At 67.0% G+C, this 24,597-nt stretch carries 29 protein-coding genes and 3 tRNA genes; 20 read left to right on the top strand and 12 right to left on the bottom strand.

The features are described 5' to 3' along the window. The first annotated feature begins 57 nt into the window (after positions 1–57). The gene (locus tag J4H85_RS04040) at positions 58–291 is read left to right on the top strand and encodes a hypothetical protein (RefSeq protein ID WP_208237039.1); all 234 of its coding nucleotides are present in this window, start codon (positions 58–60) and stop codon (positions 289–291) included. Positions 292–298: 7 nt separating this feature from the next. Here J4H85_RS04040 and J4H85_RS04035 read toward each other — a convergent pair whose 3' ends face one another. After that, the gene (locus tag J4H85_RS04035) at positions 299–1,720 is read right to left on the bottom strand and encodes a cation:dicarboxylate symporter family transporter (protein WP_372440181.1); all 1,422 of its coding nucleotides are present in this window, start codon (positions 1,718–1,720) and stop codon (positions 299–301) included. Between the two features lie 176 nt (positions 1,721–1,896). Between J4H85_RS04035 and J4H85_RS04030 the strand changes: the two genes are divergently transcribed. From J4H85_RS04030 to J4H85_RS04020, 3 genes are read left to right on the top strand one after another with little or no spacing between them, the layout of a single operon-like run. Then, a complete protein-coding gene (locus J4H85_RS04030; RefSeq protein WP_208237035.1) occupies positions 1,897–3,150 on the top strand; it encodes a sensor histidine kinase in 1,254 nt (417 codons plus the stop codon). Continuing rightward, the gene (locus tag J4H85_RS04025; RefSeq protein WP_208237033.1) at positions 3,147–3,848 is read left to right on the top strand and encodes a response regulator; all 702 of its coding nucleotides are present in this window, start codon (positions 3,147–3,149) and stop codon (positions 3,846–3,848) included. Before J4H85_RS04030 ends, J4H85_RS04025 begins: the two co-directional genes overlap by 4 nt. Then, on the top strand, positions 3,845–4,861 hold the full coding sequence (locus J4H85_RS04020) for a nitronate monooxygenase (RefSeq protein ID WP_307863386.1): 1,017 nt from the start codon (positions 3,845–3,847) through the stop codon (positions 4,859–4,861). Before J4H85_RS04025 ends, J4H85_RS04020 begins: the two co-directional genes overlap by 4 nt. A 17-nt stretch (positions 4,862–4,878) precedes the next feature. On the opposite strand, the gene J4H85_RS04015 is transcribed toward J4H85_RS04020, so the two are convergent. Together J4H85_RS04015 and J4H85_RS04010 are read right to left on the bottom strand one after the other, a co-directional pair. After that, positions 4,879–5,805 carry a carbon-nitrogen hydrolase family protein gene (locus J4H85_RS04015; RefSeq protein ID WP_307863385.1) on the bottom strand — a complete coding sequence of 309 codons (927 nt, stop codon included), beginning with the start codon at positions 5,803–5,805 and terminating at the stop codon, positions 4,879–4,881. A 64-nt stretch (positions 5,806–5,869) separates the two neighbouring features. Beyond that, a complete protein-coding gene (locus J4H85_RS04010; protein WP_208237028.1) occupies positions 5,870–7,198 on the bottom strand; it encodes an MFS transporter in 1,329 nt (442 codons plus the stop codon). 97 nt (positions 7,199–7,295) lie between these two features. Here J4H85_RS04010 and J4H85_RS04005 point away from each other — a divergent pair, with 97 nt between their 5' ends. From J4H85_RS04005 to J4H85_RS13900, 6 genes are all read left to right on the top strand, one after another. Next, positions 7,296–8,210, top strand: a complete 915-nt coding sequence (locus J4H85_RS04005; protein ID WP_208237026.1) for a LysR family transcriptional regulator — start codon at positions 7,296–7,298, stop codon at positions 8,208–8,210. A 95-nt stretch (positions 8,211–8,305) separates the two neighbouring features. Beyond that, positions 8,306–8,962 carry a GntR family transcriptional regulator gene (locus J4H85_RS04000; RefSeq protein WP_208237024.1) on the top strand — a complete coding sequence of 219 codons (657 nt, stop codon included), beginning with the start codon at positions 8,306–8,308 and terminating at the stop codon, positions 8,960–8,962. Beyond that, positions 8,959–9,849 carry an NAD(P)-dependent oxidoreductase gene (locus J4H85_RS03995; RefSeq protein WP_307863384.1) on the top strand — a complete coding sequence of 297 codons (891 nt, stop codon included), beginning with the start codon at positions 8,959–8,961 and terminating at the stop codon, positions 9,847–9,849. The genes J4H85_RS04000 and J4H85_RS03995 overlap by 4 nt, the downstream gene beginning before the upstream one ends. Beyond that, positions 9,846–10,262 carry a carboxymuconolactone decarboxylase family protein gene (locus J4H85_RS03990; RefSeq protein ID WP_208237020.1) on the top strand — a complete coding sequence of 139 codons (417 nt, stop codon included), beginning with the start codon at positions 9,846–9,848 and terminating at the stop codon, positions 10,260–10,262. Before J4H85_RS03995 ends, J4H85_RS03990 begins: the two co-directional genes overlap by 4 nt. A gap of 29 nt (positions 10,263–10,291) precedes the next feature. Then, on the top strand, positions 10,292–11,086 hold the full coding sequence (locus J4H85_RS03985; protein ID WP_208237018.1) for an N-acyl homoserine lactonase family protein: 795 nt from the start codon (positions 10,292–10,294) through the stop codon (positions 11,084–11,086). Beyond that, the gene (locus J4H85_RS13900) at positions 11,083–12,282 is read left to right on the top strand and encodes an alpha/beta fold hydrolase (RefSeq protein ID WP_208237017.1); all 1,200 of its coding nucleotides are present in this window, start codon (positions 11,083–11,085) and stop codon (positions 12,280–12,282) included. Before J4H85_RS03985 ends, J4H85_RS13900 begins: the two co-directional genes overlap by 4 nt. Positions 12,283–12,289: 7 nt before the next feature. Here J4H85_RS13900 and J4H85_RS03975 read toward each other — a convergent pair whose 3' ends face one another. After that, positions 12,290–12,832, bottom strand: a complete 543-nt coding sequence (locus J4H85_RS03975; protein ID WP_208237015.1) for a YaeQ family protein — start codon at positions 12,830–12,832, stop codon at positions 12,290–12,292. 150 nt (positions 12,833–12,982) lie between these two features. Between J4H85_RS03975 and J4H85_RS03970 the strand changes: the two genes are divergently transcribed. The 5 genes from J4H85_RS03970 to J4H85_RS03950 are packed head-to-tail and all read left to right on the top strand — an operon-like array spanning position 12,983 to position 17,844. After that, positions 12,983–14,122, top strand: a complete 1,140-nt coding sequence (locus J4H85_RS03970) for an ABC transporter substrate-binding protein (RefSeq protein ID WP_208237013.1) — start codon at positions 12,983–12,985, stop codon at positions 14,120–14,122. Between the two features lie 3 nt (positions 14,123–14,125). Then, on the top strand, positions 14,126–15,070 hold the full coding sequence (locus tag J4H85_RS03965) for an ABC transporter permease (RefSeq protein ID WP_208237011.1): 945 nt from the start codon (positions 14,126–14,128) through the stop codon (positions 15,068–15,070). Further along, the gene (locus J4H85_RS03960; RefSeq protein WP_208237009.1) at positions 15,067–15,861 is read left to right on the top strand and encodes an ABC transporter permease; all 795 of its coding nucleotides are present in this window, start codon (positions 15,067–15,069) and stop codon (positions 15,859–15,861) included. The genes J4H85_RS03965 and J4H85_RS03960 overlap by 4 nt, the downstream gene beginning before the upstream one ends. A gap of 10 nt (positions 15,862–15,871) precedes the next feature. Then, the gene (locus J4H85_RS03955; RefSeq protein ID WP_208237006.1) at positions 15,872–17,008 is read left to right on the top strand and encodes an ABC transporter ATP-binding protein; all 1,137 of its coding nucleotides are present in this window, start codon (positions 15,872–15,874) and stop codon (positions 17,006–17,008) included. Then, the gene (locus J4H85_RS03950; protein WP_307863381.1) at positions 17,005–17,844 is read left to right on the top strand and encodes an alkaline phosphatase family protein; all 840 of its coding nucleotides are present in this window, start codon (positions 17,005–17,007) and stop codon (positions 17,842–17,844) included. Before J4H85_RS03955 ends, J4H85_RS03950 begins: the two co-directional genes overlap by 4 nt. Positions 17,845–17,880: 36 nt before the next feature. Here the strand turns inward: J4H85_RS03950 and J4H85_RS03945 are convergent, their stop codons facing one another. After that, complete coding sequence (locus J4H85_RS03945; protein ID WP_208237004.1) at positions 17,881–18,327, bottom strand: MarR family winged helix-turn-helix transcriptional regulator; 447 nt, start codon at positions 18,325–18,327, stop codon at positions 17,881–17,883. A 52-nt stretch (positions 18,328–18,379) separates the two neighbouring features. Here J4H85_RS03945 and J4H85_RS03940 point away from each other — a divergent pair, with 52 nt between their 5' ends. The 3 genes from J4H85_RS03940 (at position 18,380) to J4H85_RS03930 (ending at position 20,840) form a co-directional block, all read left to right on the top strand. Beyond that, positions 18,380–18,667: a hypothetical protein gene (locus J4H85_RS03940; RefSeq protein ID WP_208237002.1), complete on the top strand. Its 288-nt coding sequence runs from the start codon at positions 18,380–18,382 to the stop codon at positions 18,665–18,667. A gap of 9 nt (positions 18,668–18,676) precedes the next feature. After that, positions 18,677–20,530, top strand: coding sequence for a hypothetical protein (locus J4H85_RS03935; RefSeq protein ID WP_208237001.1), 1,854 nt, complete (start codon positions 18,677–18,679; stop codon positions 20,528–20,530). Between the two features lie 79 nt (positions 20,531–20,609). Continuing rightward, complete coding sequence (locus J4H85_RS03930) at positions 20,610–20,840, top strand: hypothetical protein (RefSeq protein WP_208237000.1); 231 nt, start codon at positions 20,610–20,612, stop codon at positions 20,838–20,840. Between the two features lie 78 nt (positions 20,841–20,918). On the opposite strand, the gene J4H85_RS03925 is transcribed toward J4H85_RS03930, so the two are convergent. The 4 genes from J4H85_RS03925 to J4H85_RS03910 form a co-directional block, all read right to left on the bottom strand. Then, positions 20,919–20,991 (bottom strand) — tRNA-Phe (locus J4H85_RS03925). 64 nt (positions 20,992–21,055) lie between these two features. Further along, positions 21,056–21,132 (bottom strand) — tRNA-Asp (locus J4H85_RS03920). 29 nt (positions 21,133–21,161) lie between these two features. Continuing rightward, positions 21,162–21,234, bottom strand: a tRNA-Glu gene (locus tag J4H85_RS03915). A 111-nt stretch (positions 21,235–21,345) separates the two neighbouring features. Beyond that, positions 21,346–21,630 (bottom strand): hypothetical protein, encoded by a 285-nt coding sequence (locus J4H85_RS03910; RefSeq protein WP_208236999.1) that lies wholly within the window; start codon positions 21,628–21,630, stop codon positions 21,346–21,348. A gap of 90 nt (positions 21,631–21,720) precedes the next feature. On the opposite strand from J4H85_RS03910, the gene J4H85_RS03905 reads away from it, so the two are divergent. Continuing rightward, positions 21,721–22,131, top strand: a complete 411-nt coding sequence (locus J4H85_RS03905) for a fluoride efflux transporter FluC (protein WP_208236998.1) — start codon at positions 21,721–21,723, stop codon at positions 22,129–22,131. Next, complete coding sequence (locus J4H85_RS03900; RefSeq protein WP_208236997.1) at positions 22,128–22,523, top strand: fluoride efflux transporter FluC; 396 nt, start codon at positions 22,128–22,130, stop codon at positions 22,521–22,523. The genes J4H85_RS03905 and J4H85_RS03900 overlap by 4 nt, the downstream gene beginning before the upstream one ends. A gap of 10 nt (positions 22,524–22,533) precedes the next feature. On the opposite strand, the gene J4H85_RS03895 is transcribed toward J4H85_RS03900, so the two are convergent. The 3 genes from J4H85_RS03895 to J4H85_RS03885 all read right to left on the bottom strand — a co-directional run bounded on the left by J4H85_RS03895 (position 22,534) and on the right by J4H85_RS03885 (position 24,587). After that, the gene (locus J4H85_RS03895) at positions 22,534–22,899 is read right to left on the bottom strand and encodes a cupin domain-containing protein (protein ID WP_208236996.1); all 366 of its coding nucleotides are present in this window, start codon (positions 22,897–22,899) and stop codon (positions 22,534–22,536) included. 9 nt (positions 22,900–22,908) lie between these two features. After that, a complete protein-coding gene (locus J4H85_RS03890) occupies positions 22,909–24,330 on the bottom strand; it encodes an NAD(P)/FAD-dependent oxidoreductase (protein ID WP_208236995.1) in 1,422 nt (473 codons plus the stop codon). A gap of 86 nt (positions 24,331–24,416) precedes the next feature. Continuing rightward, on the bottom strand, positions 24,417–24,587 hold the full coding sequence (locus J4H85_RS03885) for an HPP family protein (protein WP_208236993.1): 171 nt from the start codon (positions 24,585–24,587) through the stop codon (positions 24,417–24,419). Positions 24,588–24,597: the final 10 nt, after the last annotated feature.

Below are 24,597 nucleotides of genomic sequence, written 5' to 3'. Positions count from 1 at the left end.
GCGAACTGTGCATCTGCACGTTACTCGCAGGTCACCTTCACCTGGTCTGATGAGGGCATGAAGCACCTCATGGACACGGTCAGGAAGATGCCCGATCTCGTCATGTCGGCCCTCGTCACCGCGCTCGAAGGGACCACGGAGCGTGTGCGCATCTGCCCGTCATGCGGGTTCGAACTCGTCGACCCGTTCGCCGAGCCGTCACCCGACGGTGACGACTTCGGCTACGGACACGACATGGACTACGCGGAGTTCGACGAGTACGAGTGCCTCAACTGCGGCAACGGGTACTGACCGACGATCAGCGTTTCGGGGGCGTCTGCAACGACGACGCTTCCCTCGACCCCGACGTCGGCTCAGGGATCGGCTCGACCTCGGCTTCCGCCTCCGATGCATCGCCGTGCCCGTCACCGGACACCAGTGACTCGTCGAACGGGATCTGGCCCGACAGCACGCTCTGCACGCGCTCGATGTCGATCTGCTTCGTCCACCGTCCGATGAGCAGGGTCGCCACCGCGTTGCCGGTGAAGTTGGTGAGCGCGCGACCCTCTGACATGAACCGGTCGATGCCGACGATGACGCCGACGCCGTTCACGAGGTCGGGGCGATACGCCTGCAGACCCGCGGCGAGCGTCGCGAGACCGGCTCCGGTCACACCGGCCGCGCCCTTTGACGCGATGATCATGAAGACCAGCAGTCCGATCTGCTCGGGGATCGACATCGGCTGCCCGAGCCCTGACGCGATGAACAGCGAGGCCATCGTGAGGTAGATCGCGGTGCCGTCGAGGTTGAACGAGTATCCGGTCGGCACCGTGATGCCGACGACCGGCTTCGAGACTCCGAGGTGCTCGAGCTTCGCGATGAGGCGCGGCAGTGCCGACTCGGAGGACGACGTGCCGACGATCAGCAGGTACTCGCGCGCCAGGTACTTCATCAGGCTGAAGATGTTCACGCGGGTCACGACGTAGAGCAGGGTGCCCAGCACGCCGACGATGAAGACGATGCAGGTGATGTAGAACGCGATCATGAGCACCCCGAGGCTCCAGATCGCTGCGACGCCGGTCTTGCCGACCACTGCGGCGATCGCGCCGAACGCCCCGACCGGTGCCACCCACAGGATCATGCTGAGCACGCGGAACACCAGCGTCTGCAGGTGCTTGATGCCGGCCATGATGGGCGCGCCCTTGCTCTTCAGCCCCTGGAGCGCGAACCCGACGAGCAGGGCCACGAACAGCACCTGCAGCACGGACTCACCGGTGAACGCCGAGAAGAACGTGGTCGGGATCACCCCGAGCAGGAACCCGGTGGTCGTGCTCGCCTCGCCCTCGGCCTGGTATTCGGCACCCGCCATGTTGAGGCCCTCACCCGGGTGGATGATGTTGCCGACGACGAGTCCGATCGCGAGCGCGAAGGTGGACATCGCCATGAAGTAGAGCAGCGCGAGGCCGCCGATCTTTCCGACCGTCGCGGCCTTCGCGATGGACCCGATGCCGATCACGATCGTGCAGAAGATGATGGGCGCGATCATCATCTTGATGAGCGCGACGAACGCCTTGCCGAGCGGCTCCAGCTGTGTCGCGAAGTCGGGTGCGACGAGGCCGAGTACGGCGCCCGCGACGACCGCGAAGATGACGCTCATGTACAGCCAGGTGTGCTTGTCCCACCGCTTGCCTCTGCGCGGCAGTCCCGTCGCCGTCGTTCTGACTGGATTGGTACTCATCATCGCGCTCCTCTGCAACGCCCTTGTTACGTTCGCGGTGGTCACCGCCTGAACCACCTTGGCTCCGGAGTGCTCGCGCACCATGTTTTTGGTCGTATTGATCGCGGACGATCGAGGCATCCCTCGGTCGATTTCCGCGCTGATGAGCCAAAATGGATGCTGGATCACAAGGAGGTGCGATGTCACGGATCAACAGCCGGAGTACGGCGACGAAGGTGTTCATCGCCCTCGGTCTCACCGCGATCGTGCTGGCCGCTGCGGTCGCCGTCTTCCTCGTGCTCGATTCGCAGCGCACCGTCCGCGCGGAAGCGGAGCACGTCACCTCCGCCGTCGCCGGTGCCATCAGCGCCGACCCCGGCGTCGTCGCCGCGCTCGACAGCGATGATCCCACTGGAGCACTGCAACCGGTCGCCGAACGGATCATGGTGAGCAGCGACGTCGACTTCGTCACGGTGATGACGGTGGAGGGCATCCGAGTGACGCACGCGGAGACCGAGAACATCGGCAAACCCTATGTCGGCACCATCCCCGACGCACCCCGCATGCTCACCGAGGAGTACACGGGCACACTCGGGCCGTCCGTGCGCACCATCACCCCGGTCTTCGACGGCGACGAGCAGCGGGGGTGGGTGTCGGTCGGGGTGACCATCTCGAGCATCACCGAAACGGTCGCCGCGCGCTTGCCCATCGTCATCGCGTGGTTTCTCGGCCTCGTCGTCGCAGGCCTCATCGGGGCGCTGATCGCTCGTCGAGCCACGCGACGCGTGACCGGTGATCTCGAACCCGTGCGCGTGCAAGACGCCGTGCTCGCCTACGAATCCATCCGCACACTGGGCGAGGCGCTGCGCGCGCAGACCCATGAGCACGGCAACCGGATGCACACGGCGATCGCCCTCATGGAGCTCGGCCGCACCGATGAGGCCATCGAGGTGCTCGCGGAGACCTCGCGGCAGAGCCAGACGCTCGTGGATCACGCGGCGTCCGGCGACGGCGACCCGACCGTGGGGGCGCTGCTGCTCGGAAAGTCCGCGCAGGCGCAGGAGCGCGGGGTCGTGTGGATCTCGGACATCATTCCGAACACGCCGAGGTCCACGCTGCGCGCGATGGACGCGATCACCCTGCTCGGCAACGTCATCGACAATGCGATCGACGCAGCCGCCGCGGGCCCCGAGCCGCGCTGGGTCAATGTCCGCCTCGGTCCGGGCACCCCGAGCGGCGTGCGGTTCGTGGTGCGCGACAGCGGCACCGGGATCCCCGACGAACTCGCCGATCGCGCCTTCGACTTCGGCGTCTCCACCAAACCGTCCGACGCGGGCGGGCGCGGGGTCGGACTCGCGCTCGTCCGATCGATCGTCGACCAGGCCGGCGGACAGATTCAGATCTCGGGGTCGCCGACGACCGTGCTCATCACGCTGCCGGAGCAGGCGACATGATCCGGGTACTGGTGGTCGATGACGAAGCGCTCACCCTCGAGTTGCATCGCGGGTACGTCGAGAAGGTCGACGGATTCGCGGTCACGGGCGAGGCGAACTCGGCACGCGGGGCGTTCGCGACGGTGACGCAGCACCCGGATCGCTTCGATCTCGTCCTGCTCGACATGACCATGCCGGATGGGACGGGTCTCGACGTTCTGCGCCATCTGCGGAGCCGCGGCATCACGATCGACGTGATCGCGATCACTGCGGTGCGCGACTCCGAGATCGTGCGTCAGGTGCTCGCGCTCGGGGCCGTCAACTACCTCGTGAAGCCGTTCACGTTCGCCATGTTCCGCGATCGTCTCGAGGCCTACGCGCGCTTCCGCGCGCAGGCGGAGCAGTCGCGCGGGTCGAGCACGCAGGCGGAGATCGACGCGATGCTCGGGATGATGCATCCGGCCGTGCCCGCAGAACTCCCGAAGGGGCTGTCTGCTGAGACGCTCGCGCTCGTCAGCGCGGATGTGCGCGAGCACGGCCCGGTGTCCGCTCGAGAAGCGGGCGCCAGGCTCGGCGTCTCGCGCGTCGTCGTCCGACGCTATCTCGAGCAGCTGGTCACCGAGGGTCGGGTCACTCGCTCGCCTCGATACGGAGCCCCCGGTCGACCGGTCTCCGAGTACCATTGGGCGGGAATCGGAGCGGACGGAGACACCTGGTGAGTGCGTGGATGAACACCGAACTGCCGCTCGTCGCGGCCCCGATGGCCGGGGGTGCGACCACCGATGAGCTCGCCGCGGCGGCGACGAGTGCGGGGGCCTTCGCGATTCTCGCCGGCGGTTACCTCAGCGCCGCCGCGCTCGACGAGCGGATCCGGGCGGCTCGCGTCTGGGGCGACTTCGGCGTGAATCTGTTCGTTCCGGGAACCGACACCGTCGATGGGACCGCGTTCGCTCGGTACGCCGATGCGCTCGAGGGCGAGGCGCGGGCCGCAGGCGTCGAGCTCGACCCGGTCCCGCGCACCGATGACGATGCGTGGCACGAGAAACTCGCGCTGCTCTGCGCGCAGCCGGTGCCCGTCGTCTCTCTCACCTTCGGACTCCCCGACCGCAGCGATATCGGGCGGTTGCAGCGCGCCGGCACCGCCGTACTGGCGACCGTCACCACGTCGACCGAGGCGCGGGCCGCGGTCGAGGCCGGAGTCGACGGGCTCGTGGTGCAGGGCCCCTCGGCCGGTGGGCACTCGGCGACCTGGGATCCGAATCGCCGGATTACGGACGGCCAGACGGCGCCGCTCGTGTCGGCGGTGCGCGCGATCACGGCGCTGCCGCTCATCGCCGCGGGAGGGGTCGACGGACCGGCGTCCGTCACCGAGCTGCTCCGCGCGGGCGCCGACTCCGTCGCCGTGGGTACACTGCTGTTGCGCACCGATGAGAGCGGCGCATCGGCGACGCACCGCGCGGCACTCGCCTCTCCCGCGTACACGGACACGACGATGACGCGGACGTTCACCGGACGTCCGGCACGAGCGCTGCGGAACGGGTTCATCGCGCGCCATGAAGCGCACGAAATCACAGCGTACCCCGCGGTCCACCACCTCACGCGCGAGCTGCGACGACGCGCTGCAGAGGCCGGCGACGCCGATCGCGTGCATCTCTGGGCGGGCACCGGCTATCGGGCCGCCCAGACCGGACCGGCTGCGCACGTGATCCGCGCGCTGGCCGCGGCACTGTAGGCGGCGAGCGCCGAGGCTCAGACCGCGCGGTCTCCGGCGCCATCAGCGAACTGCACCGAGGCCGCGGGTCGCGTGTTGACACTGAGGGAAAAGACGTCAGGGCGCGAATAGTGCCCGACTGCGTCGAAGTCGAGGTGCGCCCGGGTCTTCACCGAGAGATCGACTTCGGCGTAGAGGACGCCTGATTCCCCGAATAGAGGACCGGCGAGAACAGTGCCTGACGGATCGATGATGACGCTGCCCCCGCGCATCAAGATGTCACCGTGCGGCGACTCGACATCCATGGGATGGTCGTCGGGGAGCATGTCTCTCGTCAAGAACTGGCACGCGGATAGGACGAAGACGCGTCCCTCCAGAGCGACATGCTGCATGGTCGCCTGCCAGCTCTCGCGGTCGTCTGCGGTGGGAGCGCAGTAGATCTCGACGCCCTGGGCGTACATGGCTTGCCGCAGGAGAGGCATGTAGTTCTCCCAGCAGATGACCGATCCCACACGGCCAGCTGTCGACTCCATCGTGTCGAGCGTCGATCCATCTCCGAAGCCCCAGACCAACCGCTCGGTACCCGTCGGCATGAGCTTCCTGTGGGCCCCGACGACCCCGGTTTCGGGGGAAAGCATGAGCGCGGTGCAGTACAGCGTTCGGCCGAGGCGCTCAATGACGCCGATGACGACCGAGACTCCGTGCTCTCTGGCCGCTTTCGCGAGCCTCTGCACTTCGGGGCCGTCGATCGCGACGGCCCCGTCGGCGTACCTTTCGTATTCACGCCGACCGTCCTCCGTGCGCAGACCGATCGCTGCACCGAACGCCGTTCCCTTGGGGTACCCGCCGATGAACGCTTCGGGGAAGAGCACGAGTTCAGCTCCGCCGTCACCCACTTCGGCGATGTAGCGCACTGCCCGTTCGGTCGACGCCTCCGCATCGAACGGAACACCTGCACTCTGCACTACTGCGACTCTGGTCACGTCCAGTTCTCCTCTTCTGTTCTCAACTCTTACGGGCTGGCCGACATCATCCGTGGGTGATGTCGACGTGGCGCGTCTCCTTGAGCAGCGGGACCAGCACAAGAAGGGCGACCACTCCCACGGCGATCACGTAGAAAGCGGGTGAGATCAGCGAGCCGGTAGTCGCGACGAGCGAAGCTGCAATGAGCGGTCCGGGGCCCGCGAGGATGGCGTACGCGACGTTGTACCCGATCGCTGAACCCGTGGAGCGGACCGAGGCAGGGAACACCTCTACCAGCAGCACATTGTTCATCACCGCGCAGCATGCGACGAAATATGAGAAGACCACGAGTCCGATGAAGGCGAGAAAGGCGCTGCCGGTGTTCATCAGCAGAAACGCTGGGATGCTCCAGACGATAAGGCCGATGATTCCGGTGAGGAGCACCGGCTTCCGGCCGATCCGGTCCGAGATCATACCGACAAGCGGGTTGAACGCAACGTAGATGACAATCGCCGCACCGGTCGCGAGAAGCGACTGCATCCGCTCCATACCGACGGCGCCCGTGAGGTGATTGTTCGCGTACGTGACGAAATAGTAGAGCGCCACACCGAAGATGCCGGAGAAGGCGAGGGTCATGAAGAACGCCCGCGCCTTCACTCCGGCGCTCGTCACCTCGACGGTATTCGCAGCTCGCTTGCGCTCGAGCTCTTGGTAGACGGGGGTGTCCTCAAGCTTCCGCCGGATGTAGACCGCGACGCCGGCCATCACGATGGAGAAAATGAACGGCACGCGCCATCCCCATGATGAGAGGGCCTCCTCGCTGATGACCGCCTGGAGTACTGCGGCGGTCAGTGTGCCCACGAGAAATGCCAAGCCTGCGGTTGCGGTGACGATACTGGCGAAGAGCGCTCGCTTCGCTTTCGGGGCGCTCTCGCCGATGTATGCCGCAGCACTCGTCCACTCACCGCCCACCATGGCGCCCTGGAGCAGTCGCAGCACTACCACGATGACCGGAGCCGCGACTCCAATCGCGGCGTATGACGGCGTCAACCCGATGAGCGCGGTGATGATCCCCATGCCAAGAACCGTGATGATGAGTACGGTTCTCCGTCCATATCGGTCTCCGATGGGTCCGAGGAAGAGGGCGCCGAGCGGCCGCGAGATGAAGCCGACCGCGAAGACCGCGAGAGATGAGAGCATCTCGGCGGTCGGATCGCCAGACGGGAAGAACTGTGCCCCGATGATCGCGGCGAAGTAGCCGTAGATGGCGAAGTCGAACCACTCCATGAAGTTGCCAATGCCCACCGCAGCCATCCGCTTCTGTCGATCGCGGCGGGGCAGGTCGAGGAGCTCAGTGTCGCTGCGCTGCGACGTCGACGTTTCTGAGTACTGCATGACGAGATCTCCTTTGTTCACGGTGCAGTCGCACGTATCCGCAACCAGATTGACAACGCCCTGGGATTTCGTCAAATTCATAATTAATATGAGTATTATGAACTCAATCGATCTAAGACGCATCGACCTCAATCTCCTGGTGGTCTTCCAGGCCCTCATGCAAGAGGGCAACGTCACCCGAGCGGCGGTGAAGCTCAGCCTGAGTCAGAGTGCGGTGAGCGCCGCACTCTCCCGTCTGAGAAAACTCTTCGGGGACCCCCTCTTCGAACGCTCACGGACCGGCGTGCTGCCGACCTGGCGCGCGCTTGAGATCTCGGCCAGACTCGCCCCCACCCTCGCATCGATCGCGGATGTGATCTTCGAGGAACCCGAGTTCGAACCCACATCGAGCACCCGGGTCATCCACCTTGCGATGTCAGACGACATCGAGATCGTGCTCGCACCCTGGCTGGCTCAGCGCAAAGCGGAGCGGGGGTGGACCGTGGAGTTCGCCATCCACCAGACGAACAGCACGCTGTGGGAGAGCAGCGTCGCAAACGATCGGACCGACATCGCGCTGGCAATGCCTCCGACCCACATCTCATCGACGTTCCAATCGGAGACGCTGTTCTCCAGCGGATATCTCTGTCTGTACAACGCGGATCTTCTCGCCGTCTCGAACCCCATCACCGCCGAGGAGTATGTGAATGCCGACCACATTCGCGTCTCATACGACGTGCAGCGCGGGTGGGTGGACGACCTGATGGCCGCGCGGGGGCACAAACGCAAGACGCTCTGCGCAATCAGTCACTTCTCCGGCCTCGCGGCCCTCTTGCCGACAACGCCTGCGATTGCGACGTTCCCGGCGTATGCGGCTCGAGCACTCGCACGGGTGACGGGACTGACTCTGAGCCCGGTGCCGATCCAAGCACCACAGTTCGCGATCGCGGCCATCTGGAGCACGCAGTCAGACGGGTCATCGGAGAACGTCTGGATCCGTCGGATTCTGGCCGAGTTCGCGCAGAGCATCTGATTCTCAGTGCGATGCGGCCCCACAAACGCGCGGCGAAACGTGCTTGTCTCCCGAGATTTTTCGTACTACCGTAATACGGCGAAGGGAGGTCAATCATGCTGAGACAAGCCGCGCCATTGCGCGAGCAGGCCGTGATCGAGCTCCGCCACCGGATCATTCGCGGGTCGTTCAGGCCCGGCACGCGACTGAAGGAGCGCGTACTCGTCGACGAACTCGCCGTCAGCCGAACGGTCGTGCGCGAGGCGCTTCGTCAGTTGGAGGCGGAGCGTCTCATTCGCATCGAACCTCAGGTCGGCCCGGTGGTCATTGAGATCGATGCTGAGGAAGCCAGGCAACTCTACGAAGTCCGCGCGGCACTCGAGAGCACCGCTGCACGGCTCGCTGCCACGCATCGCACTCAGGCTGAGCTGCGGTCCCTCTACGACGCACTTCGCTCAATCGACGATCGCCACACACCGTCGGACGACTTGCTCGAAGCGAAGCAGCAGTTCTACGAAGCACTCATCGCAGCGAGCCACAATCCCATCATCGGCGAACAGCTGGCCGGCGTCCAAGCACGCATCAGCCAACTCCGCCGAGTGACGCTCTCACAACCCGGTCGCGGCCGAGCAATGGTCCAGGAGTTGCAACGCGTCGTCACCGCGGTCGCCGAACACGATGCGGATGGCGCCTACGCCGCCAGCATCGCCCACGTCCACGCGGCGGCAAACATCGCCGCCGCCCACTTCCATCAGCACTCGGAGAACTCGTGAGCAGAACGTTATTCATCGGATTAGGCCGGATGGGGGCTCCGATGGCCCAGCACATCGCACGCCGATTCCCCACCGCGGTCAACGACATCTCGGCCGACAACATCGCGGCCGTCGTCGCGGACGGGTCGGCAGCCCCGCTTCACGACCTTGAGCGCATCGACGACTTCGAGACCGTGATCCTGATGCTTCCCACAAGCGCGCATGTCGAGGGGATTCTGTTGGAGAACGGGTTGCTCGAGCGCCTGCCGAAGGGCGCCCTCGTCATCGATATGGGATCGAGCGTTCCGGCGAGCACGCAGGCCATCGCTGAGCGCGCAGCCGCCCGCGGCATCGACTATGTCGACGCGCCCGTGTCGGGAGGTATCACGAAAGCGGCGTCAGGTGAGCTCGCGATCCTCGTCGGCGGAGGCTCCGCAGCGATCGAACGCGCCAGGCCGTACCTCGATACGCTCGGATCCGCGGTCGTGGTGGTCGGCGGAAGCGGCGCAGGTCACGCAGCGAAAGCCATCAACAACCTCGTGAGCGCCACCAACATCGCAGTCGCAACCGAGGCGGTGCTGCGCGGTCGGGCCGCCGGGATCGCCCCTGACCGAATGGTCGAGGTACTGAACTCCTCTACGGGCATGAGCCAGGCCAGTCAGGTGAAGTTTCCGAACCACATCCTCACCGGCACGTATGCCTCGAACTTCGCATACGACCTCATGCTGAAAGACCTGGGCATCGCCATGGGCATCTCGGTTCCCGATTCCGCGACACCGCTCACCCGATCGGCGTACACGCTGCTGAGCGAGGGCCGCACGCATCTCGGTGAGCACCCGGACCATACGGAGATCGCGCGGGTGTACGAAGCGCTGTCAGAGACATCGATCAATCAGGAGGAATCATGACCCAGCACGATCCACAGAGCTATATCGACGAGATGGCGCGCAAACGTGGGTATGTCCTCGACTATCACAAGGTGATGGCGAAGCAGGACTTCCCGGTGCTTGAGGCGGCCAACGGTCTCGTATCCGCGGCATACCTGGATCAGCGCACCCTCGATCGCAAGACGAAAGAGCTCATCTTCATCGTCTCGCTCACCGTCATGCGTGCGTCCAAGGGGCACATCCAGTCGCACATCAGGGTCGCCCTCGACCTCGGCGTCACTCCGCAGGAGATCCTCGAAGCGATCGAGATCTCACTCCCCGAGGCGGGGATCGTCGCCTTCCAAACCGGCTTCGAAGCCTGGCGTGAGGTCGTGGATGCAGACGGTATCGAGCCCAGCGTGCAGGTCCATCAGGGCGGTTCGGGTTCCGACTGATCGCGGCGATCACGGTGAGCGGAGGATACATGGCAGCGGACCAGTGGGAGATCGTCGTCGTCAGGCACGGCACGCGACACGCGAGGCGCAGCGACGTCTACATGAACTACGGGTTCTACGGCGAGGCGGACGACGACTTCACCGTCGACTACTACCTCTGGGTGCTGCGGAACGGTGAGCAGATCATTCACGTCGACACCGGCTACTCGCAAGCGGGTGCGGCGAAGCGCGGGCGCACGGTCTTGATCGACCCGCTCGAGGCGCTTCGTCGGCTCGGCGCGAGCGCCGAGAGCGGAAACCCGTTGGTCGTCACTCACGCGCACTACGATCACATCGGAAACGTGGCGGCCTTCGCGAACTCTCCGATCTACATGAGTGGCGCGGAGCTGGAGTTCTGGACGAGCGACATCGCCACGCGACCCTTGTTCTCGCACTACGGCGATCAGGATGAGATCGCGGACCTTCTGGCGGCGGAGCATGAGGGACGACTCGTCGCGTTCTCCGGGCGTCTAGAGCTCTCGCCCGGCGTCGAGCTCATCGAGATCGGTGGTCACACCCCAGGCGAGCTCGTCGTCAGTGTGCAGACCCGCGCCGGAGAGATCATTCTGGCCGGTGACGCCGCACATTTCAGGGAAGAGCTGGATCGGGACATGCTGTTCCAGTCAATGGCCGACGTTCCACAGTCGTACCGTGCGCTCGACTGGCTCCGTTCTCAGACGGATGCCTGCATCATCACCGGTCACGACGCGGGAGAGCTCGATCGCTTCACTCCTCTGGACGGAGCGCTGGCCGGACACGCGGCCGTCGCGGGGCGGGCGCCGTGATCAGCCGCCTGCGCCGCGCAGCAACTGCAGAGAGCGTCACAGTGCTCGCTCCGGGGAGCGACACCGCGTTCACACTCATCGGCGACGACTGGAGCGCTGGGTTCTCGGTCTCGGACGGGTCGGTCGTTCCGCACGACGACGTCATGGCAGAGTTCACGCTTGCCGCGACGGACGAGCTCTGGGACGCCCTGATATCTCCGCGTCCTCGTCGAGATGCGCACAGCCTGATTCAACTCGTGCGTGCGGGGAGCATTGCCGTGCGCGGTTCCGTACTCGCCTACGAACGTTCGATCCACGTCGTGCGCGCACTCATCGACGCGGCTCGCGCCACCGCCGGTCACGCGGATACTGGCGGGCCGCTGACCGCACGAGGCAGCTATCACCGTGTGACGACGTCGCTCGGCACGAGCGACGTGTATGTCGAGCGAGCCGGCTCGGGCGCGCCCCTGCTCACGTTCGCGACCGCGGGGAGCGACACCTCGCAGTGGCACGGAATGATGACTCACACGAGCATCACCGACCACTACGAACTGATCACCGCCGATCTGCCCTGGCACGGCAGATCGTCACCCGCGTGGGGGCGGCCGGTGGGGAGCTACGCACTCACTCCTGAGACGTATACCGAGTGGATCGTTGCGGTCGCCGACGCACTCGCACTCGAGCAGCCGATCATTGTCGGGGTGTCGATGGGCGGGGCTGCCGTCGTCCACGCGGTCGCCACGCATCCGCATCGCTTCGCCGGGGCGGTTTCGTGTCAGGCCGCGGTCTCAGTGGCCGCGCGGGCGCACAAACACCTGCGAAGCACCGAAGTGAACTCGTCGCTCTTCATTCCCGAGTGGGTATCTGGACTGATGAATCCGGCGTCGCCTCGAGAATTCACCGATCGGGTCTGGTGGGGGTACTCTTCGGGAGGTTTCGGCCTGTATGCAGCGGACATCGACTCATATTTGAGTTGGGACTTCGAGCACATCGAGCAGTCGCTCACCTCTGAAAGTCCGCACATCGCCGTGCTGAGCGGGGCCTTCGACACGAGTGTGCCGAGCGAGCGCTCCCGAGAGCTGGCCGACCGCATCCCGAACGCATCATTCGCGCTCATGCCCGAACTCGGGCACTTCCCTCACGCCGAGAATCCACCGGTCTTCGCGCAGCACCTCCGCGAAGCGCTTGGCCGCGTACTGGTCTCCCGTTCAAAGTGACGGCCCCTCAGCCGGCGGTGCGCTCGTCGATCTGCGTGTCGAACGTCGCACCGTCGAGCTCGAGGTAGAGCTGCCCTTCGGTGACGGAGACGGTGAGGTCGTTGCGCCGGCCGATCTCGGCGGCGACCGCGTCGACGAATCGGCGGTCGAAGGCGCGCAGCACGATCGCGTCCGCGCGATGGATCGTCTTCCCCTGCCAGGCGGCGAGCAGCTTCTCGGGATCGCGGTGGGTGTAGACGGCGGCGCGATCGGCGATTTTGCTGCCGTGGTGCAGACGCTGCGCATCGGGAGCACCCACCTCGATCCACGCCGTGATGCTGCCCGTCAGGTCGCGCACGAGCACCGCGGGCTCGTCGGTCGAGGAGATCCCACCGGCTCCGAACGCGATGCCCTCCGCGTACTCGAGGCAGTAGGCGAGAATCCGGGTCACCATGAACGGGACCGTCTCGGACGGGTGCCTGGCGACGCGCAACGACAGCTCCTCGTAGACGCCGCGATCCACATCGGCCAGGTGGATGTCGAAGGTGTGGATCGTCGCGCCGGTCGCCATGGATCACGAGCCTAGTCGAACGTCTCGGCGACGCAGGTGAACGGCGCGGCGCGGAGCGTTCACCCGGGACACACCTGCGCGTCGCCTGCGCGCTACCCGGCATCAGCATGATGAGTGCGCAAGGTATGCCCACGACAGGAAGACACTTCAGTGCCTCACACTCCCTCCCGTTCCATTCGTACCGTCGGCCTCCTCACGCTCGCGTTCGCGGGCCTCGGCCTCGTCGGCTGCGCCTCCGCCGGCGCGACCGCCGACTCGGACGCCGCGCTCGGTTCCTCGCTCGAAGAGATCACCGCCCTCGCCGAGGAGGAGGGGAAGGTCCACCTCATGGCCTACCCCGAGACCTGGGCGAACTACGGCGAGTCCTTCGACCTCTTCACGGAGAGCACCGGGCTCGAGGTCGAGGTCTCGAGCCCCGACGCGTCCAGCGCGGAAGAGCTCGAGGCGGTGCGCAACCTGCGCGGTCAATCCACGCAGCCGGACGTGCTCGACATCGGCGCCACGTTCACGCAGCAGGCGATCGACGAGGATCTCGTCACGCCCTACACGCCGTCGACGTTCGATGAGGTGCCCGACAACCTGAAGGATCCGGAGGGGAACTGGGTCGCCGCCTATTACGGCGTGATGAGCATCGGCGTCAACGCGAACGAGGTCGACGCTCCGGAGACCTGGTCCGACCTCAAGGATCCCCAGTACAAGGGCAAGATCTTCATCGGGGATCCCCGCTCGGGTGCCTCGCAGCTCGCGGCGGTCTTCGCGGCGAGTCTCGCCAACGGCGGTTCGACCTCGGACATCGGGCCGGGGATCGAGTTCTTCGCCGAACTGGCGGAGGAGGGCTACCTCGTCTCGGGTGAGTCGGGTGCGCAGGCGCTCGCGACGGGAGAGGCCGCCGTGACGCTCGACTGGAACTTCAACTACCCGGGCATCGTCGAGGACATGGATCAGGCGGGGGTCGACCTGCAGGTCACGACGCCGAAGGACGGCATCTTCGGTACGTACTACGCCCAGCCGCTCGCCGTCGACAGTCCGCAGCCGAACGCCGGTGCGCTCTGGATCGAGCACCTGCTGAGCGACGAGGGGGCGATCTCGTACGCGAAGTCGGGTGCGATCCCCGCCAGGTACCAGGCGATGGTCGACGCCGGAACCCTGCCCGACGACGTGACCGAAGCGCTGCCTCCCGCCGAGATCGTCGAGCAGATCACCTTCCCGACACCCGATGAGAACGATGCCGCCACCGAGGCCATCACCAGCGAGTGGGGTGCGAAGGTCGCCGGGAAGACCGGGTTCTGATCTATGACGATCAGCTCGCTCGACCGCGCTCCCGGGGGGCAGCATCCGAGTACCGGTGCTGCCCCCCGGGGCCGGTCCCCGCGACGCGATACGGGTGAACCGCGCCGCGGACGCTTGATCGCCGCGCTCGGCACACTCCCGTTCTTCGCGTTCATCGGCCTCTTCCTCGTCGCCCCGGTCGCCATCACGGTCGCCGGTGCCTTCACGAACGCGGACGGAGCGTTCACGCTGGAGAACTTCGCCGCCCTCGGGCAGGAGCAGTACGTCAACGCGTTCATGAACTCGCTCACGCTCTCGGCGGTCACCGCGATCATCGGTGGTGTGCTCGGCCTCGTGCTGGGCTGGGCGCTCATGACCGCGACGCGACCGGCCGCCCTGCACCGACTCGTCACCTCGCTCGCCGCGGTCGCGTCCCAGATGGGCGGGCCTCCGCTCGCGTTCGCGTTCATCGCCTTCATGGGCACGCAGGGACTGTTGACCGTCTGGTTGCAAGGCGCGTTCGGCTTCGAACTGAATCAGGTGCTCCCGATCTCATCCTTCTGGGCGATCGTGCTGGCCTACCTGTACTTCCAGGTACCGCTCATGGCCCTGCTCTCGCTCTCCGCACTCCACGGCGTGCGACGCGAGTGGCAGGACGGAGGAATGAGCCTCGGGGCCGGGCGAGTGCGGATCTTGGCCACCATCACGCTACCGATCCTGGCCCCGTCGCTCGTCGGCGGGGTGCTCCTCCTCTTCGCGAACGCCTTCAGCGGGTACGCGGCGGCGTACGCCATGGCCGGGAGCGGCGCGAACCTGGTGCCGATCCTGATCGGCTTCTTCCTATCGGGCAACGTGCTCGTCAACCAGGGCCTCGCCTCGGCGCTCATCACGGGCATGATCGTGGTCATGGTCGTGGCGATGGGCGCGCGTGCTCTGCTGCTGCGCCGGTCGGCGAGGTGGCAGCAGTGACCCGCGGCGCGACCCTGCAGCGGACCCTGCCGCATGCGGTACTCCTCACCTTCCTGGTCTGCGCGCTGCTGCCGCTCGCCTCGGTGGGCGTGTTCGGGTTCACGAACGTCCGCGACGGCTTCACGATCGAACCGGTGCTCGCGCTCCTCGCGAGCGATACGGCGGTCCGCCCGATCCTGAACACCGTTGTTCTCACGCTGCTCACGGTGCTCGTCGGATACGCGCTCGTGATCCCGAGTCTCGTCTGGATGCATTTGCGGGCGCCGCGCGCGCTGCCGATCGCGGAAACCGCGTCGCTGCTGCCCTACGTGATCCCGGCGATCGCGCTCGTGGGCGGCGTGAATCTTGTGCTCCGCCCCCTCGCACCGGGGTTCTTCGTCAGCCTGTTCAGCCTCGTGCCGTTCTACGTCTTGATCACGCTGCCATTCATGTTCCGCACCATCGACTCCGGACTCCGTTCCCTCGACCTCCGCACCCTCATGCGCGCGAGCGAGAGTCTCGGCAGCGGAGCGATCCGCACGTTCTGCGCGGTGGTGCTGCCGAACCTGTGGCCGGCGATCCTGTCAGGCGCCCTCCTCGTCATCATGATGGCATCGGGCGAACTCGTCATGGCGCAGCTCATGCTCCACCGCACGTTCCCGACGCTCCTCATCGAGCTCGGTCAATCGCAGGTGCGCCTCGCCGCCGCGCTGAGCTTCCTGTCGATCCTCGGCTCCTGGGCGCTGATCGGCCTGCTGCTCTGGATCGGTCGACGCCGCACCACCATCGACTCGACACCGTTCGCACTCTGAAAGGCTGATGATGCCGCATTCCCACGACCACGATCCGCGTGGCCTGATCCTCTCCGATCTCACCAAGACGTACGGAGGCAAGACCGTGCTCCACGGCGTCGACCTCGCGGTGCAGCCCGGTGAGTTCGTCAGCCTGCTCGGCCCCTCCGGCTGCGGCAAGTCGACCGCGCTCAAGATCATCGGCGGATTCGAACCCGCCACGGCCGGCTCCGTGCGCATCGGAGGCGTCGATCTGACCCGGGTTCCGGCGAAGCGGCGCGGCACCGGAATCGTCTTCCAGCAGTACTCGCTCTTCCCTCACTTGACCGCGGCTCAGAACATCGAGTTCGGTCTGAAGGTGCGCCGCGAGCCGAAGGCCGCGCGGCGTCGCACTGTCGACGACCTGCTCGCGCTCATCGGACTGGAGCCGCACGCTGCGCGGTACCCCCATCAGCTCTCGGGCGGACAGCAGCAGCGCGTGGCTCTCGCTCGAGCACTCGCGGTCGAACCGAACGTCCTGCTGCTCGATGAGCCGCTTTCGGCGCTCGACGCTCGCGTGCGCGAGCGTCTCCGCGACGAGATCACTCGCATCCACCGCGAGCGCGGCACCACGACCATCATGGTGACCCACGACCAGGAGGAGGCTCTGGCGATGGCCGATCGGGTCGCGGTCATGCACGAGGGGCGCATCGCGCAGTTCGCGACGCCCGAGACGATCTACTCGTCGCCGGAGGCGGGGTTCGTCGCCGGGTTCATCGGCGTCATGAACCGCGTCGCCCCCGATGAGGTGACCGCGGACACGGTTCACGTCTTCGGCAGCGGGATCCCCCGCGACCGGGTCACCCTCGACGAGTTCGGACAGGCACTCTTCCGACCCGAGAACCTCACGGTCGAACCGAGCACTGCCGGCCGCTCGATCATCACGGACCTCACGCTGCGCGGAGGGCTGACCAGCGCAACGGTGCTGCTGTCGGGTCTCGAGCAGAGCGTCCGCGTCGACCTCCCGACGGGGCAGGCCGCACGCCTGCAGCGCGGCGACCGCGTCGATGTCGGGATCGCGTCGCACGCACGACCGACGTCAGGTGAGCACCGCGACCTGCGGGTCTCGGCATCCGAGACCGACGCGACGGGTGGGGATCGCCGCGGACCGCAGGGAGGCGTCGCGTGACCGCCCCCACCGCCTCGCTCCCCCGACTGCTGCTCGTCGGCCTCGACGGCCTGCGCATGGACCGCGCGTTCGGCACGGCGCTCGCCCCGACGCTCGATCGTCTCCTGGCCGACGGTCACCTCATTCGGTCCGAGGTGGAGGGCCCGACGATCTCCGGGCCGAGCTGGGCGACGATCCTCACGGGAGCGCGCACCGAAGAGCACGGGATCACCGACAATTTCATGCGCGGTCACCGGCTCGCCGATCACCCGGACTTCCTCACCCGCGCCGCGGCGAACGATCCGACGGTCACCACCTATGCCGCGGCCGGCTGGCCCAACCTCACCGACCCGGCAGGACCCGGTCCCATCATCCGGCTGCGCCAGGACGACATCACCGACGGCCGGCATCATGTCGTGAGTCTCAACGGCGAGCTGTACGGCTATCGCGCGATCGATCCGGAGATCGCCGCGCGCGCTCGCCTGGCGCTGCGGCACGCCGGACCGGACCTCTCGTTCGTGTACTTCTGCGAGATCGACGACGCCGGTCACTACTTCGGTGTCGACTCCGACGAGTACGCAGCGGCGATCACCCACTCGGACCACCATCTCTCGACGCTGCTCGACGTCGTCGACGCGCGCGTGCGCGAATTCGGGGAGACCTGGATCGTCGCGGTGACGACCGATCACGGCCACATCGATGCGGGCGGGCACGGCGGGGATTCACCCGAGGAACGGCAGACGTTCCTGGTCACCGCCGCGCGCGGCACGGACCTTCCCGCGTCACTGCCGACCCGATTGCAGCCCGCCGAATTCGTCACCTGGCTGACCGGAGTGCGGCGGGAGCTCGGCGGGTAGCGGATTCCGGCCACGCCCCCGCAGCGTCGCCTCGGCTCAGACGCCCCGATCGACGGCTGCGATGATGGCGGTCAGCTCATCGCGGAGCGCCATCAGGCGTTCGACCGGCACCCCGAGCCGATCGACGACCGCGGGAGGCACCTCGAGCGCGCGCTCGCGCAGCGCCTGTCCCGCTTCGGTCGGGGCCAGGCTGAACGTCCGCTCGTCGCCCTCCACCGGGGTGCGCGAGACGTATCCGGCCTGCTCGAGTCGCTTGACGATCGGTGAGAGCGTTGCCGCATCCATGCGCAGCATCTCGCTCACCTCACGGAAGCGGAGGGGGGCATCGCCCCACAGCGCCAGCATCACGAGGTACTGCGGATGCGTCAACCCGAGCGGCTCCAGGATCGGGCGGTACACCCCGATCACGCTGCGACTGGCGACGGCGAGCGCGAAGCAGACCTGCCGGTCGAGCTCGAGCGCATCCTCTCGTTGTTGACTCACACCGGCATCCTATCTCGTTCGTGCACGAACAAACCATGCTAGGATTTCATTTGTGCGCGAACGAAAAAGACCTAAGCGTCATCTCTGGCACAAGACGCCGTGGGATGGACAGCCGGGATTCTGGGCCGCCGTGAACCGCTTCTTCTACCAGTTCGAGGGCCCCGCCCAGCTCGGCGACCGCAACGAACCCGCCTACGTTCCGCCGGCGGACCCGAAGTGCCCGATCTGCGGCACGTCGATGCGGGAGCATCGGATCGACCGCGGAGGCCCGGGCAAGCCGACCCACATGAAGTGCCCGCCTGCGGCGACCGAGCGCGATGACGAGGAGCATCCCGCCTAGGCTGAGAGGGTGCACGACGAGCAGGCGGCAGACCCGATCGCGATCCGAGCCCGACGCCGGGAGGCTCTGTCGGGACTCGCGCACGGCGCGCTGACCGCCCTGATCGGCGCCGGCATCTGCGCGGTGTTCGTGCTCGCTTGGACTCGCGCCACCGCTGCCGTCGCAGCGACCGACGCCGGCGCGTACGTCGCGTTCCCCACCGAGACCACGGACACCCCCGGCCGGATCGCCCTCGTCCTGGGCTGCGCGGTCGGCCTCGTGCTCGTGGCGGTCGGCCTCGCCGGCGTGATCCGTGGCGCGCTCGCGATCGCCACCGCGACGCGCGGACCCGCACGTCGCCGGACGACGAGGTCCGCCCCGCAGGCGGGCGGTTCGATCGCCTCGCACGTGCTGCTCGGCGTCCACCGCAGGCGGGGCATGCTGCCGCCACGCCTTGCCCGCGCCCTCTCCACGGCACTGCCCTGGGTGCTCATCGTCGCGGTGACGCTCGCCACCGAACCCCGCATGATGTTCGCAGCACCCCTGCTGGCATTCCTCGGTTCGCTGCTCGGCCGGGGACTGTACGCGGTGCGTCCCGCCGCGCGCTGGGCACGACCGCTGATCGTGACCGGCATTCCTGTCCTCCTCGCCGCACCGCTGCTGCTGGGATCACTGCGTCCGGGCCAGTGGACGATCCCCGTCGCCTTCCTCTTGGGTGCCGAGATCGGAGCGCACCTCGGCGAATTGCGCGAGCGCGTAGTCGGCGCGCGTCCCCGCATCCTGGCGCGTGAGTTCGCGGGCGTGACGCACGCCGGTGATCCGCGAGGGGTGCACTTCGACGTGCGTCCCCTGCTGCACACCCCGACGCGCGCCGAGCGGCAAGAGTTCCTCCGCTCGGCACCGCACCTCTCGCGCACCGACGACGTCGTCCGAGTGCGTCTCATCGGCGTCGTCACGGCGCTGCTGCCCATCGGCGCGCTCGCGATGGGCTACGGCATGGTGCAGGAAGTGCTCGAGGGCGGAGAGGATCGGGCCTCGCAGTTGCTCGGCATGTCGGCCTTTCTGTCGCTGATGCTGCTCGGCAGCGGGATCCTCATCTGGTGGACGACCCGGCAGCGCGCGCGACTCACGTCGGCGAGAGACCACTTCGCGTTCGCCCACTTCGCGGAGGCCAACGGACTCGACTACTCCGCGCGCCCCACCAGGTCGCCCGACGGAGCGGACACGCTCACCCGGACGATGCGCGCCCGCGACACTCCGCGCGAGCTGCTCTTCGCGAACCGCGAGTCATCGCAGTCGCGGGGCGTCGGCGACGGTCGCACCCACTTCGGCGGCGTGTGCCTGCTCGAGGTCGCCGCACCGCTGCCGAACATCCGCCTCCGATCGCGACGGCACCGCACGCCGGCGTTCTCCGCCTACGCGGCCCCCGCTCGCGATCAACGCCTCTCGCTCGAGGGCGACTTCGACCGCCACTTCGAGATGAGCGTGCCGAGGGGGTATGAGCGCGACGCCCTCTACCTCTTCACTCCCGATGTCATGGCGTGGCTCATCGATGACGTGCAGAGCTTCGATGTCGAGCTCATCGACCGCTCCGTCGTCCTCCACTCGCGCAGCGACGTCGTCACGCGGAACCCAGCCGACTGGAATCGTCTCGCGATCGCGCTCAGTGCGATCCGGCAGCGGATCGTGCAGTGGGAGCGGTGGCGCGACGATCGCGCCGCCACCTCGCCGGGCCCGCTCCTCGAAATGGAGACCCGGGGCCGAGCTACGACCGTCGGCGCCCGCGGCCGACGCCTCAGACTCGGCATCGGCGCCGGAACGATCTTCGCCGCCGCCTTCATCGGCGTGTACCTGATGCTCACCGTGCTCGCGAACACGCTCTGAGCCCACGTCGCATCGCCTGCGGACGACTCGGGCCAAACTCGCAGCTTACTCCGCACGAACCTGACCCTATAATCGCGCTATGAACGATCAGTCCAACGGTTCGGCGGTCCTCGCACGTGTCAGCGAGCGCGAGTACCAGATCATCCCGCCCGAGGGCCCGCGAGCGTGCACGGTCGTTCGCAACGACGCCGGCGAGTGGTGGATCGAAGTGCCGCCGAATACCCCGTGGCGCGGATCAGCACTCGGACCGCACGAGAGTCTCGAAGCCGGCATCGCGGCCACGGGCTACACCGTCGAGCGTTCGGAGTAACCCACCGCCAACGGGGCGAACCGGCCGACCAGGCACACAAAAGAACCCCCTCCATGTAGAAGCTAGGAGGGGGTTCAGTGGCTCCGACGGGCGTCGATCCCGTGACCTCACGATTTTCAGTCGTGCGCTCTACCAACTGAGCTACAGAGCCGGGCACTCACCGGATGGCGATCGCCGGAGACGAAAGAACCCTTCCGGAGAAGGGCTCTTCCACCTGGCGACCCTGACGGGACTTGAACCCGCGACCTCCGCCGTGACAGGGCGGCGCGCTAACCAACTGCGCTACAGGGCCATGATTATTCAATTATTGGTCCGCCGAAGTGACCCCAACGGGATTCGAACCCGTGCTGCCGCCGTGAAAGGGCGGTGTCCTAGGCCGCTAAACGATGGGGCCGAAACACTTTTCAGCGTTTGCTACCGAGAAAGATCATATGCTGCGCTCGGCACGCAACGCAAATCGGGGCGCCCCGACGGTGCGCTCGGCGTGTCGCGAGCGTCGACGCTCCTACGCCCCGATGGCGCGCTGCAACCGCCGCATCGAGATCTCCTCGTGCAGCATGACACCCGTGCTGGTGCGCTGCTCGAAGGTGTACCCGATCGCGCCCTGCCTGAGCACACCGATGAGGTACGGCTCCGTGGCGTTCCACAGGATCCAGGTCGGCTGCCCGTGCGTGTTGTTGCCCAGGAAGGTCACTTCGATCTCGCGGCCGCCGATACGCTGCACCCGCGGCACCAAACGCTGGGTGGAGAGCACAACGTTGCCGTCGACTGACTGTTGCATCTCACTCATACAGACGATCCTACTCAAATGCAAACCTCGGGTCTCGGGATCGAGACGAATTCGTCGCAGGAATGTGCGCGGGACGCTTAGGCTGAAGTGGTGCATCCGCTCGTTCGTCTCGCCCTCGTCTTCGTCGGCGGTACCTGCGGAACCGCCCTGCGTGCCGCGCTGCTCCTGATTCCGCACGATGCCGGGGCACGCGCCGAAGTCGTCGGCCTCACCGCGATCAATCTGGTCGGGGCGTTCCTGCTCGGCCTGCTGCTCGGGCGCGTCCGCGCCGCCGAACCGCGCTCGGACGGCCTCATGGCGCTTCTCGGCACCGGGGCTCTCGGCGGCTTCACGAGTTACAGCGCCCTCGTGCTCTTCACGCTCCCGACGGGCGGCGATCCGATGGTCGGCACGCTCCTGGCGCTCGCGTCGCTTCCGATCGGCGTCGCCGCCGCGATCCTCGGCCTGCGACTCGGCGGCCGCGGTCCACGGCCCGCGTCGACGACGGGCGGCATCGCATGATCGGCGGCCCGATCGACGTGCTGTTGCTCGCCCTCTCGGGCGGAGCGGGTGCGACCTGCCGGTACGCGCTCGACCGCGCGCTCACCCGCCGCCGCGACGCCGGCCCGATCGGCATTTTCGCCGTCAACGTGCTGGCGTCGATCCTCATCGGACTCCTCGCGGGCCTCGGCCTCGCCGGGGAGCCGGTCGACGCCGCTGCCGGATCGCTCGGTCCGATCCTCGCCACCGGCTTGATCGGCGGGTTCTCGACCTTCAGCACGGTCGCCGTCGACTCGGCTCGCCTGCTGCGCGCGCGACGGCTCGGATGGGTCGCCGCGAACACGCTCGGCATGCTCGTCATCTCGGTGGCCTCCTGCGCCGCCGCGATCGGCATCGCTCGCGTGCTCGCCTGAGCGCGGCGGACTAGGCGTCCCCGGGCGTCACGTACACCTTGCGAATGTGGTCGGGCACGACCCACCGCGTGCGCGTTCCCGCCACCAGACGCATCACGTCCCCCGCCTGCACCTCGACCGTGCGGCCCTCGTCGAGCAGCTCGATCGTCGCTTCGCCCGAGAGCACGATGAACAGCTCATCCGTCTCGGTGTCGATGACCGTGCCGCCGCGGAGCTCCCAGATGCCGGCGTCCGCCCCGCCGATGACCCCGAGGTCTTTGATGCCCTGCCTCGGGATCCCCGAGACGACCTCATCCGCCGGAACGGGCTCGAGCGGCACGATCGCGCCGCGCGCGTGCGCGAGTCGGTTCTCGCCCTCGGGGAGCAGTGCAGACATGGGGGTCTCCTATGAGTCGAAGCCGAGGCCGAGCGCGTCGAGCGTCTTCAGCAGGGGGTTGCGCTTGCCCTGGTTATGGTCCGCCTGGTCGAGGGACCACCGAGTGAGGTTGATGCCGATCGAAGCGAGGGGTTCGGGCGGGAACGGCAGCGGCACATCACGGACCATCTGCAGTTCGGTGCGCTCGGTGATCCGACCCTCGAGCCGGTCGACCATCACGTCCGCGGCGAAGTGGGTGGCTCCCACGCCGAGGCCCGTGAACCCGGAGACATACTGCACGCGACCGCCGTGCGCCTCGCCGAAGAACGCACAGAACCGCGTGCTCGTATCGATCACGCCGCCCCACCGGTGCGAGAACTTCACTCCGGTCAGTTGCGGGAACGTGGTGAAGAAGTGGCTCGCGAGCTTCCGGAAGCTCTCCGTGCGATCCTCGTACGCGCGCTTGATGCGGCCTCCCGCGTGGTACACCGCGTCGTACCCGCCCCAGAGGATGCGGTTGTCGCGGGTGAGTCGCGAGTAGTGGAACTGGTTCGCCAGATCGGCGAGCCCCTCGCGTCCCGCCCACCCGATCGACGCCATCTGCTCATCGGTCAACGGTTCCGTCACGAGCACATAGTCGTACACGGGGACCGTGTGGAAGCGGTAGCGCTTCAGCAGCGAGGGGAAGACGTTGGTGCACAGCGCCACGCGCTCCGCGACGACGCGACCGCCGGTCGTCTCGAGCAGGATGGGCTCGCGGGCATCACCCGACAGGTTCGTCACCCGACTGTCCTCGAAGATCTCCACCCCGATCTCGGTTGCATGGCGCCCGAGTTCTAACGCGAGCTTCGCCGGGTGCACGTTCGCGCTCTCGCGCGGCGCGAACTCGCCGCCGAGAAACGTCGGCGAGTTGATCCGGCCCCGCACGCCCTCGGCGTCGAGCGTCTCGACCGTCGGGTCGTCGCCATCGCCGAGCCACTCCACCTGATAGGGCTCGTTCGCCACCGACAGTTCACCGGTGCGCTCGAACTCGACATCGAGGTCGTGCTCGCGGACGAACGCTTCGATGGCGTCGAGGTTCTCGTACCCGAGGCGGGCGAGCGTGCCGGTCTCATCGGGCCATCGCGACTCGGCGTTCGGCTCGCCGTGCGTGATGCTCGCCTCGCAGAATCCACCGTTGCGACCCGACGCCGCCCAGCCGACGCGCTTCGCCTCGAGCACGACCACTCGGCGTTCCGGGTGCTCCGTCTTCAGCTTGATCGCCGTCCACAGCCCCGCGAACCCCGCACCCACCACGGCGTCGTCGACGGTCTGATCACCGGTGAGCGCCGGGTACCGCGCCGCCGACTCGGCGACATCCTCGATCCAGAAGCACGACAGTTTCGTGTCGGCCAGTGAGTGATCGATGATCTCCTCGGCGGGTCGGTGCGTCTCGAAGATGGTCGGTTCCATACAGTCCTCATTACCCGTGTGCGATGATCCTTCTTGATCTTCGCACACGCCACCGTGAGGCGGCTACGGCACTGCCGGCGAGCGGATCAGCGCTCTGGCGGCTTCATGATCGCGCCGGCGGCGAGCCCGACCGCGATCCCCGCGGGCAGCCACAACCAGAACTGGGTGAGGGCGCTGATCACGACCCCCATGACCACGCCCATGACGATGCCGACGATGATCTGCTTGCGCCGCGCTCCGGGGTCGGTCTCGCTCATGCGCTCCACG

The sequence above is a fragment of the Leucobacter tardus genome (assembly GCF_017583045.1).
GTDB lineage: Bacteria > Actinomycetota > Actinomycetes > Actinomycetales > Microbacteriaceae > Leucobacter > Leucobacter tardus.
The sequence above is the reverse complement of the archived record's forward strand: the minus strand, read 5'-3'. Positions and strand labels throughout refer to the sequence as shown.

What these genes read in the sequence shown, in the direction of transcription:
- J4H85_RS03930 (WP_208237000.1), top strand. Translation starts at nt 20,610, where the DNA reads ATGAACGATCAGTCCAACGGTTCGGCGGTCCTCGCACGTGTCAGCGAG.
- J4H85_RS03990 (WP_208237020.1), top strand. Translation starts at nt 9,846, where the DNA reads ATGACCCAGCACGATCCACAGAGCTATATCGACGAGATGGCGCGCAAA.
- J4H85_RS03895 (WP_208236996.1), bottom strand. Translation starts at nt 22,899, where the DNA reads ATGTCTGCACTGCTCCCCGAGGGCGAGAACCGACTCGCGCACGCGCGC.
- J4H85_RS03975 (WP_208237015.1), bottom strand. Translation starts at nt 12,832, where the DNA reads ATGGCGACCGGCGCGACGATCCACACCTTCGACATCCACCTGGCCGAT.
- J4H85_RS04040 (WP_208237039.1), top strand. Translation starts at nt 58, where the DNA reads ATGAAGCACCTCATGGACACGGTCAGGAAGATGCCCGATCTCGTCATG.
- J4H85_RS03955 (WP_208237006.1), top strand. Translation starts at nt 15,872, where the DNA reads ATGCCGCATTCCCACGACCACGATCCGCGTGGCCTGATCCTCTCCGAT.
- J4H85_RS04010 (WP_208237028.1), bottom strand. Translation starts at nt 7,198, where the DNA reads ATGCAGTACTCAGAAACGTCGACGTCGCAGCGCAGCGACACTGAGCTC.
- J4H85_RS03890 (WP_208236995.1), bottom strand. Translation starts at nt 24,330, where the DNA reads ATGGAACCGACCATCTTCGAGACGCACCGACCCGCCGAGGAGATCATC.
- J4H85_RS04005 (WP_208237026.1), top strand. Translation starts at nt 7,296, where the DNA reads ATGAACTCAATCGATCTAAGACGCATCGACCTCAATCTCCTGGTGGTC.
- J4H85_RS03900 (WP_208236997.1), top strand. Translation starts at nt 22,128, where the DNA reads ATGATCGGCGGCCCGATCGACGTGCTGTTGCTCGCCCTCTCGGGCGGA.
- J4H85_RS03985 (WP_208237018.1), top strand. Translation starts at nt 10,292, where the DNA reads ATGGCAGCGGACCAGTGGGAGATCGTCGTCGTCAGGCACGGCACGCGA.
- J4H85_RS04035 (WP_372440181.1), bottom strand. Translation starts at nt 1,720, where the DNA reads ATGATGAGTACCAATCCAGTCAGAACGACGGCGACGGGACTGCCGCGC.
- J4H85_RS04030 (WP_208237035.1), top strand. Translation starts at nt 1,897, where the DNA reads ATGTCACGGATCAACAGCCGGAGTACGGCGACGAAGGTGTTCATCGCC.
- J4H85_RS03965 (WP_208237011.1), top strand. Translation starts at nt 14,126, where the DNA reads ATGACGATCAGCTCGCTCGACCGCGCTCCCGGGGGGCAGCATCCGAGT.
- J4H85_RS03910 (WP_208236999.1), bottom strand. Translation starts at nt 21,630, where the DNA reads ATGAGTGAGATGCAACAGTCAGTCGACGGCAACGTTGTGCTCTCCACC.
- J4H85_RS03885 (WP_208236993.1), bottom strand. Translation starts at nt 24,587, where the DNA reads ATGAGCGAGACCGACCCCGGAGCGCGGCGCAAGCAGATCATCGTCGGC.
- J4H85_RS04025 (WP_208237033.1), top strand. Translation starts at nt 3,147, where the DNA reads ATGATCCGGGTACTGGTGGTCGATGACGAAGCGCTCACCCTCGAGTTG.
- J4H85_RS04000 (WP_208237024.1), top strand. Translation starts at nt 8,306, where the DNA reads ATGCTGAGACAAGCCGCGCCATTGCGCGAGCAGGCCGTGATCGAGCTC.